This is a genomic window from Alteribacillus sp. YIM 98480 (assembly GCF_009765375.1).
Lineage (GTDB): Bacteria > Bacillota > Bacilli > Bacillales > Marinococcaceae > Alteribacillus.
On the sequence record NZ_VTOK01000010.1, the window covers coordinates 115,863 to 127,261 of the forward strand.

General features: G+C 38.5%; 13 protein-coding genes and 1 pseudogene. 5 read left to right on the plus strand and 9 right to left on the minus strand.

Annotated elements, in window-relative coordinates; all coding sequences use genetic code 11:
* Positions 1–14 precede the first annotated feature (14 nt).
* The 5 genes from FZF09_RS13965 to FZF09_RS13985 form a co-directional block, all read right to left on the minus strand.
* Positions 15–1,001: a glycosyltransferase family 2 protein gene (locus tag FZF09_RS13965; protein WP_158737219.1), complete on the minus strand. Its 987-nt coding sequence runs from the start codon at positions 999–1,001 to the stop codon at positions 15–17.
* Positions 988–2,025: a dTDP-glucose 4,6-dehydratase gene (gene rfbB / locus FZF09_RS13970; protein ID WP_199256795.1), complete on the minus strand. Its 1,038-nt coding sequence runs from the start codon at positions 2,023–2,025 to the stop codon at positions 988–990. Before rfbB ends, FZF09_RS13965 begins: the two co-directional genes overlap by 14 nt.
* Complete coding sequence (rfbA, locus tag FZF09_RS13975; RefSeq protein WP_158737220.1) at positions 2,025–2,951, minus strand: glucose-1-phosphate thymidylyltransferase RfbA; 927 nt, start codon at positions 2,949–2,951, stop codon at positions 2,025–2,027. The genes rfbB and rfbA overlap by 1 nt, the downstream gene beginning before the upstream one ends.
* 521 nt (positions 2,952–3,472) lie before the next feature.
* Entirely contained in the window at positions 3,473–4,138 is a 666-nt protein-coding gene (locus FZF09_RS13980) for a permease prefix domain 1-containing protein (protein ID WP_158737221.1), read from the minus strand.
* Positions 4,119–4,478: a PadR family transcriptional regulator gene (locus FZF09_RS13985; RefSeq protein WP_158737222.1), complete on the minus strand. Its 360-nt coding sequence runs from the start codon at positions 4,476–4,478 to the stop codon at positions 4,119–4,121. Before FZF09_RS13985 ends, FZF09_RS13980 begins: the two co-directional genes overlap by 20 nt.
* Positions 4,479–4,699: 221 nt before the next feature.
* On the opposite strand from FZF09_RS13985, the gene FZF09_RS13990 reads away from it, so the two are divergent.
* The 3 genes from FZF09_RS13990 (at position 4,700) to FZF09_RS14000 (ending at position 6,442) form a co-directional block, all read left to right on the plus strand.
* Entirely contained in the window at positions 4,700–5,158 is a 459-nt protein-coding gene (locus FZF09_RS13990) for a LytTR family DNA-binding domain-containing protein (RefSeq protein ID WP_158737223.1), read from the plus strand.
* On the plus strand, positions 5,155–5,565 hold the full coding sequence (locus tag FZF09_RS13995) for a DUF3021 domain-containing protein (protein WP_158737224.1): 411 nt from the start codon (positions 5,155–5,157) through the stop codon (positions 5,563–5,565). The genes FZF09_RS13990 and FZF09_RS13995 overlap by 4 nt, the downstream gene beginning before the upstream one ends.
* A 136-nt stretch (positions 5,566–5,701) precedes the next feature.
* Complete coding sequence (locus FZF09_RS14000; protein ID WP_158737225.1) at positions 5,702–6,442, plus strand: MerR family transcriptional regulator; 741 nt, start codon at positions 5,702–5,704, stop codon at positions 6,440–6,442.
* A 63-nt stretch (positions 6,443–6,505) separates the two neighbouring features.
* Here FZF09_RS14000 and FZF09_RS14005 read toward each other — a convergent pair whose 3' ends face one another.
* The 3 genes and pseudogenes from FZF09_RS14005 to FZF09_RS14015 form a co-directional block, all read right to left on the minus strand.
* Entirely contained in the window at positions 6,506–6,862 is a 357-nt protein-coding gene (locus tag FZF09_RS14005; RefSeq protein ID WP_233269506.1) for a SpoIIAA family protein, read from the minus strand.
* A 40-nt stretch (positions 6,863–6,902) separates the two neighbouring features.
* Positions 6,903–7,217 (minus strand): annotated as a pseudogene (locus FZF09_RS14010) (aldehyde dehydrogenase family protein); the annotation flags it as partial.
* A 5-nt stretch (positions 7,218–7,222) separates the two neighbouring features.
* The gene (locus FZF09_RS14015; protein ID WP_158737227.1) at positions 7,223–7,396 is read right to left on the minus strand and encodes a hypothetical protein; all 174 of its coding nucleotides are present in this window, start codon (positions 7,394–7,396) and stop codon (positions 7,223–7,225) included.
* A 938-nt stretch (positions 7,397–8,334) separates the two neighbouring features.
* Between FZF09_RS14015 and FZF09_RS14020 the strand changes: the two genes are divergently transcribed.
* Both FZF09_RS14020 and FZF09_RS14025 read left to right on the plus strand, forming a co-directional pair.
* Positions 8,335–8,892 (plus strand): chromate transporter, encoded by a 558-nt coding sequence (locus FZF09_RS14020; RefSeq protein ID WP_158737228.1) that lies wholly within the window; start codon positions 8,335–8,337, stop codon positions 8,890–8,892.
* A gap of 103 nt (positions 8,893–8,995) precedes the next feature.
* The gene (locus FZF09_RS14025; RefSeq protein ID WP_158737229.1) at positions 8,996–9,526 is read left to right on the plus strand and encodes a chromate transporter; all 531 of its coding nucleotides are present in this window, start codon (positions 8,996–8,998) and stop codon (positions 9,524–9,526) included.
* A gap of 307 nt (positions 9,527–9,833) precedes the next feature.
* Here the strand turns inward: FZF09_RS14025 and FZF09_RS14030 are convergent, their stop codons facing one another.
* Positions 9,834–11,165 (minus strand): 5'-deoxyadenosine deaminase, encoded by a 1,332-nt coding sequence (locus tag FZF09_RS14030; protein ID WP_158737230.1) that lies wholly within the window; start codon positions 11,163–11,165, stop codon positions 9,834–9,836.
* Positions 11,166–11,399 lie beyond the last annotated feature (234 nt).

Below are 11,399 nucleotides of genomic sequence, written 5' to 3' on the forward strand. Positions count from 1 at the left end.
CAGCATCCTTTCAGTCATTTACTTCTTTTCACTCTATGATTCATTGTCTTATTTACATTGTTTTCTTCAAAACCGATCGATTCTTGGACAATATAGAGCGGCCTGTTCTTTACTTCATTAAATACCTTCCCCATGTAAAGACCAAGCACCCCTAAGTTGGCAAAAATCAATCCTCCGATAAAATAAATGGAAACCATCATACTCGTCCATCCTGGAACAGGCTGAAACATAAAAAAGTATTGATACATTAAATATAGACCGTACAAAACGGCCCCAAATGATAGGAGAAACCCAAATTTTATGGATAAGCGCAGAGGTTTATTGGACTGTGCGACAATGCCTTCAATAGCTAAATTAAAAAGTTTCGATAAACTATAAGAGGAGGATCCGTGTGCTCTCTCTTTATGCTCCACATTTACTGCTGCGGTATCGAATCCCATCCATTGAATAAACAACGGAAAATTACGATTCTGTTCTCGTAATTGCTGAAAGTTATTTATCACTTTACGAGAAGAAATACTGAAGTTTGCAATAGCCGGATCTGTTTTGTTTTCAGTAAAATAATCGTACACCTTGTAAAACAGCTTAGAGCTTCCTTTTTTAAATAGGTTATCATGGCGAATATGTCTTCTAGCAAATACTACTTCAAAGCCTTCTTGCGCTTTTTCATATAATGTGATGATTTCTTCTGGCTGGTCCTGGAGATCACAATCCATGACGACAACCCAGTCTCCAATAGCCTGATCAAGTCCAGCCGTTATTGCGACATGCTGTCCAAAATTTCGAGCTAGACGGACTCCCTTGACACGGTTATCTTTGTTTGTTAACTGCTGAATAACATCCCATGATTGGTCTGGACTGTTGTCCTCTACCATTATTATTTCAAAATGAGATGATATTTGTACAAGAGTGTCTTTCAAACGATTGTATAGTTGAATTAAACAATCGCCGCATCCGTATATAGGGGTTACGACTGAAATGTGCGGATTAGTATTTTGCATGATTGACATACCACTCCACTGTTTTTAATATTCCTGACTCAAAATTTTCCTCAGCCTGCCAGCCGAGCTCGTTTTCAATTTTGCTTGCATCAACTGCATATCTGCGGTCATGACCTGGACGATCTTCTACAAATGTAATCAGCTCTTCATAACTTTCCATCTTCGCATTTCGCTTTGGCTTAGGAGCGAGATGATCGAGATGCTTACAGATTTTTTTGGCGATGTAAAGGTTGGTTCGTTCATTGTTTCCGCCAATGTTGTACGTTTCTCCTTTTCGTCCTTCTTGAAACACAAGCTCAATGCCTTTACAGTGGTCCAAGACATACAGCCAGTCTCTAATGTTTTGACCATCCCCATAAATTGGAATCGCTTCTAGTTGCAAGGCTTTCCTAATAATAGTTGGTATCAGCTTTTCACTATGCTGCTTTGGCCCATAATTGTTCGAACATTGAGTAGTAACAACATTCATCCCGTAAGTGTGAAAATAGCTGCGGACAAGCAAATTAGAGCTTGCTTTGCTGGCACTGTACGGGCTGTTTGGAGCATAAGGAGAGCGTTCACTAAATAATCCGGTTTTACCTAGCGATCCGTACACTTCATCGGTAGAAATATGATGAAAACGAGCCGATTCATAACCAGAACGAACCTCTCCCGCTCTTGTCATCCAGTGATTTTTTGCTACATCAAGCAAGGTAAAAGTCCCGTTAATATTCGTTTGAATAAAGGACTCCGGACCATCTATAGATCGGTCCACGTGGGATTCTGCAGCAAAATGGATAATACCTTGAATGTCATGCTCTTTGAATAATCGTTCCACTAACTGCCGGTCACATATATCTCCTTCGACGAATATATGATTCGGCAGCTCCTTTACTTTTTTCAGTTCTGCCGTATCAGCAGCATACGTTAATTTATCTAGATTAATAATTGTAATATTAGGATATTTATGAGCGAAATAGGAAATAAAATTTAGACCTATAAATCCTGCTCCACCTGTTACGAGAATGGTTTGCACGTTTTTCATTATTTCATCAATTCCAATCGGTGATCTTGATTTGTTTCGTACCAGTTTTCAGACTCTTGTGCCCTATCTACCACGCGAAGCAAGTATTTTTTGTAATCATTGTTTTTCATAGAGGCTATTCTTTGAAGTAATTCATCACGTGTGACATAGTTCATGTAATAGGCAATTTCTTCAAGACAGGCTACTTTAAAACCTTGTCGTTTTTCTACGGTTTCGATGAACTGTGAAGCATCAAATAAAGCTTCCGGTGTACCAGTATCAAGCCATGCGAACCCGCGGCCTAAGAGCTCAACATTCAGCTCATCTGTCTCTAAATAAGCTTTATTAATATCGGTAATTTCGAGTTCTCCACGAGAAGAAGGGCGTGTTTCTTTCGCAATATCGAGCACTTTATTGTCATAAAAATAAAGACCAGTCACTGCAAATTCCGATTTTGGATTTTTTGGTTTCTCTTCAATAGACTTCGCACGCTGATGTTTATCAAAAGCTACAACACCGTATCTTTGCGGATTACTGACCCGGTAGCCGAAAACAGTTGCCCCTGACTGTCTTTTTGCTGCTTTTTGAAGTAGGGGTGTAAAACCTTGACCGTAAAAGATATTGTCACCAAGAATAAGGGCAACATCATCATTCCCAACAAAAGATTCTCCAATCGTAAATGCTTGGGCCAGCCCATCCGGAGAAGATTGCACTTTATATGAAAGCGAAATGCCAAATTGACTGCCATCCCCAAGCAATTCCTGAAATCTCGGTGTATCTTTCGGTGTGGAAATAATTAAAATATCTTTAATTCCAGATAGCATTAACACAGATAATGGATAGTAAATCATAGGTTTATCATAGACTGGAAGCATTTGTTTCGAAATGCTTTTTGTCATTGGATATAATCTCGATCCGCTCCCACCAGCAAGAATAATTCCTTTCATTGTGGAAACCTCCTTATATTCGGAAAAATTCCTTACTTGTTTATTTCCCTTTTCATTTGATCGAAAACATGCCCTATTCTGTTCAATTAAAAACGAAAAAAAGCTTGTTTATCAGATAACAAAAAAGCGTAATCCCTATGTTTACGCCTTTTTTTAATTTTGAAGCTATCACCATTTTAAAATTAGAATTGTGTCAAGATGATGTCGGCTCATTATTTTTGAGATTTTTTCAAAATAGCTCATTATTGTCAGAGTATTTTGCAATGTGTGCTATTGTTTATGAGAACTATGAGAAATACTTAGCTTGCCGTCAAGCTTAATGGGTTTCTAAGTAAGAAAAGCGCAAGCGCCCTGGTCAGCCACGACAGGTTCTGGAGCTTTCGCGCAGGGTCGCCTGAAAGGGAAGAAACCCCGAGCGGCTGGGCGCTGGAGCTAGACATCAAAAGCGCCAACTATTTATAATTTCTTACCTTTGTACAAAAAAAGAACGGAATACGTTCCGCCCTTTTGTTTGAAAAAAATTAATATAATTCTTTTCTCCTATTTCTACCGGTGAAAAGGAGACCTAAATATAATCCAGTCCCGCCTAAAAAGAAAAACATAAACGCGCCAATTGCTATAAATACCTCGCCGGTTGCTGTTCCTGCTGCCATTGCTGTATATATTCCAAATAAAATCAACCCAATCGCTAACGAATAGAGCGAAGCACGAATTTTATTCATTGCATACCTTTTAGCGGTTTCTTTTGTCAGAACACTGTAGGTTAATAATGCCCCGCCTGCAACGATAAACACTGCAGGTCCAGTCACACTTACTCCAGGCAGATTCATGAAGTAAAGCATAGCAGACGTTAATAATCCAAACAGAATCAGCAGTACACCAGCAATAATACCAGCAGTTGCAATACGTGCTGTCATTGTCGTATAGATTGAAGATTTCGCTTTATCCTGCCCTATCCTCCTCATATCATCGACCAGTCCGCTTAAATCTCCCATTGAAATAACCGCTTCCTTATATGCCTCTTCTTCTTCCATCCCTTGTAATTTATAATCCGATATTTTTTCTTTTATGTTTGTAAACAGCTCTTCTTTTAGTTCGAAGAGTTCCTGACTGTCACCAACGCCGGCAAAAAGATCATCTATATATTTTTGAATTTTCCGATCCATTTTATTTTTGTTCTGTGTCATAATCTATTACTCCTTTAATCAATTTATCGAGTATCTCTTTTGCAAAATTCCATTCCTTAATACTTTGCTCTAAGCGTTCCTTGCCCTCATCAGTTATTCGATAATATTTCCGTCTTCCTCCTTGCGATTCATCCCCCCAATAAGAAACGATATACCCCTCTTTCTGAAGACGCCGAAATGCAGTATATAACGTTGCTTCTTTTAATTCATATTGGCTGCCGCTTAATTCAATGATGCGCTTATATATTTCATAACCATAGCTATCTCCTTGTCTAAGTATGTTTAGAATAATTGTCACCGTATGGCCTCTAATAAGATCAGTCGAAATTTTACTGTTCATTAACCCTCACCTCTTTAAATACATGATATGTCATATTACTATTTCTGTCAAAGTAATATGTGTAAAATAATAAATGTGAACTGAACTATGACTTGTATCTGAACAGCAAAAACTTGCAAGTAACTCTGGAAATTCAGCTTATTATCGATATTTTAACGACAATTAAATGGATAACGAATACAATGAGTTCATAGATAAATACAAGATTGGAGGCGAGGGGAATGAGAGTGTCTTTAGATATCGATAGTGCTCATGAAGAAACAACCGTGACCATTCACTGTAAAGAAATGGATGACTCCATTAATGAAATTCTTGATTTTTTGAAAGGAAAAAAGACGGAATTTATCATTGGCAGAAATGGAAGCATGCAGCACATTTTAAAACCAGCAGATATCCATTACTTTCATACTAAAGGGGAATCTGTTCTTGCTATTACTTCAGAAGGGGGTTTTAAAGTGAAAGAAAAACTCTTTGAACTCGAACAGATTCTTCCTGCAAACCAATTTATTCGTCTTTCAAAGTCGGTTATTGCTAATTTATATGAATTAAAACGTTTTAAGTCATCGTTTAACGGCACACTTTGTGTCTATTTCAAGTCGGGGGTAAAAGAATATGTTTCCAGACATTATGTACAATCCATTAAAGCAGCTTTAAAAATGAACAGGAGGATAAATAAATGAAAACCTTTTTGTTTAGAAGTATGATGGGTATTTTTTTCGGCACATTCCTTGCGGTGGTAATAACTAATTGCACCGTATACTTGGGAGGAAAAGAATTATTAGATGGAGAAATATTTTTTAAAAACTCGCTTGGTTCTATTTTTTGCGGCTGGTTTTTTACTGTATCCCCTCTTTATTTTGAATTAAAAAACCTTCGCCTTTCACAGCAGACAGCGCTGCATTTCATGACGGTAACCATTCTTTATTTCAGTTTATCTTTCTGGATAGGATGGATTCCATTACACCTTAAGAGCATCCTCTTCTTCTCTGGAATGTTTCTAACCACCTATGCAATTATTTGGTTGAGCTTTTATTTTTATTTTAAAAATGTAGCTAAAAAGTTGAACCAAGATTTAGAAAATATTTAATATCAATGTTGCTTTAAAACTTGAATACTCCATTTGTGTTCCCCCATCATACTCAAAATTTTTCTATTTTAATTATTGACTCTCTCGTTACGTGACACTTTATAGTTAAAGGTCGAAGGAGGGATTAACAGCCGCCATGAAGATAAAAGAACTCGCAGACCTAGTAGGTATCAGCGTACGAACTCTTCACCATTACGATGAAATTGGATTGTTCAAACCAGAAAAAACAACTGCTTCCGGCCACCGCCTATATTCGGTGGATGATCTGGAAATACTGCAGCAAATCTTGTTTTATAAAGAACTAGGTTTTCCTTTGAAAAAAATAAAGCAAATTATACACAGTCCAGATTTTGATCGTCAAGAAGCGCTGGAACTGCACCGAAAAACACTATTAGAAAAAAGCCGCAGAATAAATAGAATGCTTGAATTGGTAGAGAAAACAATACAACATTCGAAGGGAGAAATTAGAATGTCCAACAAAGAAAAGTTCGAAGGATTTGATTTCAGTCACAATCCATATGAGCAAGAAGCTCGGGAACGCTGGGGAGATAGGGCAGTCGATAACTCTAACACCAAAATCAGAAACATGTCTAAAAAGGAACAAAAAAATCTAGAAGAAGAAATGCGTTTCATTTATAGAAATTTAGCAGACTTGCGCCATCAGCCTCCATCTTCACAAGAAGCACAATCTGCTATTCATAAGTGGTTTAAATGGTTGAATACTATTGGAGATTACTCGCTGGAAGCTTTCAAAGGCTTAGGCCAATTGTACGTAGATGACAAACGATTCACTAAAAATATTGACCAATTTGGGGAAGGTCTAGCCTTATTTATGCGGGATGCTATGGCAGTATATGCTGATAATAACCAACATTAAAGAACGGCAGTCCATAAGGAAAGAAATGCCCTCTTGGACTGCCCAGCACTTTTTGTAACAATATTATTCTTTTAGCCAATTCCACGCTGCTTCTAATTCATCTTTTTTAAAGTGCTTTGATTTAATGCCTGGCAACAAATTACCTAATTCCGCTGATGTTTCCACTGTCTTTTTTTCACTCACTACAGCAAATTTTTTAAACTGATTCCAGCGTTTTGTATCAAATTTCACGCCTTCTATCGCTCCCTTAAGAGTGGAACCATCTATATCATGCATAACAGCAAGAACATTGAACGTTTCGTGATCTTTAAAATGAGCTTTCACATGGTTATCTAGTACCCTCGCGTCTTCTTGCGTGGCTTTTCCCTCAAATTCGACCGCAATCGTGGAAGCTTCTGGGCTAGGATGAATTTTTAACAATGGAATCCCTCCCTGCATTTAACGTTACAGGCTGATCTTGTTATTCTGGAATATATGGCAAACCGCCATTTTTAGGTACATTCACAACACGGGTCCAAACATAGGCTAGCAGCCCTGCTGAACCATATTCACGGCCTTTGCCTAATTGTTTTACTCCTCCAAATGGCCATCGTACATCCAATCCCTGAACAGCAGCGTTGTTGATCATTGTTGTCCCTGCTTCTATTCAATTTGCCACCTTCGTAGCACCCCACACTGAACTAGTTAAGCAGTAGATGCTGTCGTAGCTTCTTCCATCATACAGCAAAATAGGCACCGTAGGTCGGAACGGTTCTTCTTTTACAATGTCATCATCTTTGTTCACTCTTCAACCGGGTTATCTTCCCAAGCAGGAAATGCATTGCGAGCCGATATGGAAGCTTCTTCTCTAGTGATCAAAGGTGCATAAGCAGCAGTTTCACTTGGATCAGCCGGGTTTTCACGCGAAAATGTGTCTGCCGAATTTACTTTTTCTCCATTGATAATTGCATACACTGTTTTTATGTTACTTACCCATCACTTGCACTCCTTCTATTTCAAACTCATTCCTGTAAAGTGGTTTCCCTGAATGAGAAAACTGTAAAACTATCAAAAAAGTTGTCGTTCTAAAGGCACAAACCCTTTAAAACTGTAGATGAAGAAGGAACATGGTTTCTTTTATTCAATGTAACAATACTTGCTGTCCCGGAAACCGGTATTTTGCTAATAGAGGTTATAGCTTCTCCTTGAATCCAAAGCACATTAACTTTTAACTGCCCTGAGAAAAACATGCTATACGATCATTCCAGGGTTTATTTGACGCAATGGGAGCTTTCATGCAGCATCAAGGTCATGTTCAAGTAGCTAATGGGATTAAAGATAGGGTTATTAAAGACATTGGTACATTGGTGATACACTAAAAGGCAAAGCAGCTAATGGGCTATTATTCGGAACAATAGATATCAGCCGGAAAATGCTCCTTAAGAACATCAAAACTTATGAAGTTAAAATTGACATTGTTGCGTCTTATCATTCTCCATGCTCCCCCGATTTGAAGTATACTAGTAATATGTTTCGTGTCTGAAGAGGCATATATGGAAGACAATGGACATTAATGGCTATGATTGAGTGATTATTATCCAATGATATATCACTTACCAATGTAGCAAATGGACTTCCTCGTCCCCATCTCAATGGTAAAAAAGGAAATGTCCAGATGGAAAATGGACTGAATTAGCATTAGTGAATCTCAATCAGTCCTTTACATCACTAATGAAAACATATTCGATAAACATAAACAGAGCTTATATGAAAAACATACCTTCCCTTGCAGCATTATAAACACGATTCCTGAAGGAAAAGTTATGTACAAACATTCACAAAGCTCAAAAATGAAGATACTCTCTCTTAGAAGCTTCATGCAGAGTTAAAATTTCTTCGAGGAGGTGTATGTGATGAATTGGTCCTTACACAAACATATTTTCATAGCATTTTTTCGAGCAGGCATGCTCGGTTATGGCGGAGGTCCTGCTTCTATACCTCTTGTTCACAAAGAAGTTGTAGAAAATTTTGAATGGGTTACAGAGGAGCAGTTTTACGACATTTTAGCAATCGGCAACACACTTCCAGGTCCTATTTTCACTAAAATGGCCGGATATATTGGATATCGAATCGGCGGTGTGATGGGTGTCTTTAATGCGATCATTGCTTCAGTAATTCCGTCAGTCATACTAATGATCTCCCTTGTCGGCATTCTTATGACTTTTCGTTCCTCTCCCTTTATTGAAGGAATGACTCAAGCAATAGCACCTGTTGTAGGGGTTATGTTACTAACTTTAACCTATAACACGCTAAAAAGTACAAAGCAGAGATCGAGTTGGCTGTTCGTAATTATTCTCACTATAATCAGTATAATCATATTAGAATTGTTAAATATTCATCCTGCATTTTTCATTGTTATTCTATTGATTATTGGGTTTTCTTACCGGAAGAAACCTAACACTACTACTTAGAGGCTTGTATTACCGCCTAGTCCAAATGGCGGAAGCACTGTAGTTTGCTTTAACAAAGTTAAACTTCTTAAAGTACAAAGAAAAAATTGGAGGTACCTTTAAGATGATTTATTGGGAACTATTTATGGCATTTTTTATTCCTGGTATCGTCGGATATGGTGGCGGGCCAGCTTCTATACCGTTAATTGAACATGAGGTAGTAAATAGATATCAGATGGTAAGTGTAGAGCAATTTGGAGAAATTCTTGCTTTAGGCAACACATTACCAGGACCTATTGCCACAAAAATGGCTGGTTATATCGGATATGAAACAGCAGGTCTGCCGGGAGCTGCGATTGCAATATTTGCCACCGTTGCCCCTTCCTTGATTGCAATGATCCTGCTTTTAGGCATATTAATTAAATTTAAAGATTCTCCTCGAGTAAAACAAATGACAATGTTTATTCGGCCGGCAATAGCCGTTCTGCTCGGTGTCCTTGCCTATCAATTTTTCAACAATGGTTTAGCCGAAGCGGGAGTTCTCCACACTGTAATTTTAGGCGGAGGAAGCTTTCTGTTATTCGAAAAAAGCAAAATACATCCAGCTATTGTCATACTGCTCGCTCTCGTATATGGAGTTATTTTTTTGTCATAAAGGAACTTCTACTACTAGTATATGATCAGTACGTGTTAATATCGTCACCACAGGACACAGCGTTTTTGACGACGAGTGGTCGCGATAACTCTGGAAATACGTCCTGTGACAACGTGACTTGCACAGAAGGGTGCTGACTTTTGCACCCGGAACAGGAGGTTCACGGTTTCAGCATTATCGTGTGCACCTGGCCGAGGATAATTTCCATTTAAATTCCAATACTATCCGAATTTACTGATTTACTCGCCGTTCTTAGTCAAATACTCTCCAAAAACGTCTTTTAACTCGCCAATGACTCAAGGATGATTTAAAGCTGTGAAACTAAACGTTTAATGGAGGCATTTGATTGCAGCAGCGTGTGTTCTTTATCAATCGTTTTTAATTGTCTATCTTTCATTACCATGCGGCCGTCAATGATTGTGGTTTCCACATCGTGAGATGAAGCAGAGTACACAACTCTTGAAATCGGGTCTACCGTGTCTGATGGATAACTATGAAAATCTCTTAAATTAAGTAGAAATAGATCAGCCTTTTTCCCTTCTTCAATACTTCCAATTTCTTTCTCTAAACCTACGGCTTTTGCCCCTCCGATAGTAGCCATTTTTAAGACTTCCCTAGCCGGCATAGATGCGGGGCTGTGATACGGTTTAGGAAGCAATGCAGCAAGGCGCATTTCATTAAACATGTTTAAGTTATTGTTGCAAGGTGCACCGTCTGCCCCAAGACTAATAGATGAACCGTTTTGCGATAATTCATATACGTCTGCAATTCCAGAGGCCAGCTTTAAGTTAGAGCCTGGACAATGGGTCATCTTTACTTTACGGTTTTTTATTATTTGTTTTTCTCTTTCATTCAGCCAAATACAATGTGCAAGCACCAAACGTTCATTAGACAATCCGATATGATCCAAATACTCGACGTTTCTCATTCCATGCCGTTCTTCCACAATCCTAACCTCTTCACGGTTTTCCGAAGCATGTGTGTGAACGAACACATTGTATTTCTGTGATAAGTCACGGACTTGCTTTAACAATTCTTCTGTACATGAAACGACAAAGCGGGGGCAGAATGCATATTGAATCCGGCCATTATCATGTCCATGCCATTTTTTCAAAAGGTCGACACTTTGAGAGATCGAATCCTCTGTTTTTTCTAATAGGGCAGGCGGAAGCTCGTCTCCGAGGTCCATCATTACTTTTCCTGATAAAGCCCTTATTCCCGATTGAGCCATCGCTTCAAAGGCAGAATCTGTATGATTTACCGTTTCCATGTCCATAATCGTTGTCGTTCCACCTTGAATTAATTCTCCAAGTCCCAACATAGCTGAATAATAGAGAGATTCTTTATCATGAGCAGCTTCTAGCGGCCACAGTTTCTTTTTCAACCAATCCAGCAGTTCCATGTCATCAGCCTGACCTCGAAATAAGGTTTGACACAAATGAATGTGGGTTTGTACAAATCCAGGTAAAACGGTTTTTCCACCTGCATGAATAACTTCTGTTTCGGCAGTAAAGTGATCCGATAAATTCTTTCCTATTTTTGAAATTTTATTTCCTTCTATAAGTAAATCTCCATATACGATGTCACATTCTTCATTCATCGTTATTATTTCGGCATTTTGGATAAGAATTCGGTTCATCTTTTTTTCTCTCTCCTTTTTTCTTTTTAAATCAAAAAATAAAATCCAAGCAGCTGTGTACAGATCTTTTTGTTATTAAGAAAAGCGCAAGCGCCCTGGTCAGCCGCGACAGGTTCTGGAGCTTTCGCGCAGGGTCACCTGCGGTCCGGAGTCGAAAGGGAAGACATAGTACGTTCAGCTCATTTAAATGAACTTCTACTAAGATCGCACACGTCGACGCATAGGATGTGCTAA

Excerpts from the sequence above, each read along its gene's own strand:
- FZF09_RS13965 (WP_158737219.1), bottom strand. The coding sequence starts at position 1,001 with ATGCAAAATACTAATCCGCACATTTCAGTCGTAACCCCTATATACGGA.
- rfbB (WP_199256795.1), bottom strand. The coding sequence starts at position 2,025 with ATGAAAAACGTGCAAACCATTCTCGTAACAGGTGGAGCAGGATTTATA.
- rfbA (WP_158737220.1), bottom strand. The coding sequence starts at position 2,951 with ATGAAAGGAATTATTCTTGCTGGTGGGAGCGGATCGAGATTATATCCA.
- FZF09_RS13980 (WP_158737221.1), bottom strand. The coding sequence starts at position 4,138 with ATGACACAGAACAAAAATAAAATGGATCGGAAAATTCAAAAATATATA.
- FZF09_RS13985 (WP_158737222.1), bottom strand. The coding sequence starts at position 4,478 with ATGAACAGTAAAATTTCGACTGATCTTATTAGAGGCCATACGGTGACA.
- FZF09_RS13990 (WP_158737223.1), top strand. The coding sequence starts at position 4,700 with ATGAGAGTGTCTTTAGATATCGATAGTGCTCATGAAGAAACAACCGTG.
- FZF09_RS13995 (WP_158737224.1), top strand. The coding sequence starts at position 5,155 with ATGAAAACCTTTTTGTTTAGAAGTATGATGGGTATTTTTTTCGGCACA.
- FZF09_RS14000 (WP_158737225.1), top strand. The coding sequence starts at position 5,702 with ATGAAGATAAAAGAACTCGCAGACCTAGTAGGTATCAGCGTACGAACT.
- FZF09_RS14020 (WP_158737228.1), top strand. The coding sequence starts at position 8,335 with ATGAATTGGTCCTTACACAAACATATTTTCATAGCATTTTTTCGAGCA.
- FZF09_RS14025 (WP_158737229.1), top strand. The coding sequence starts at position 8,996 with ATGATTTATTGGGAACTATTTATGGCATTTTTTATTCCTGGTATCGTC.
- FZF09_RS14030 (WP_158737230.1), bottom strand. The coding sequence starts at position 11,165 with ATGAACCGAATTCTTATCCAAAATGCCGAAATAATAACGATGAATGAA.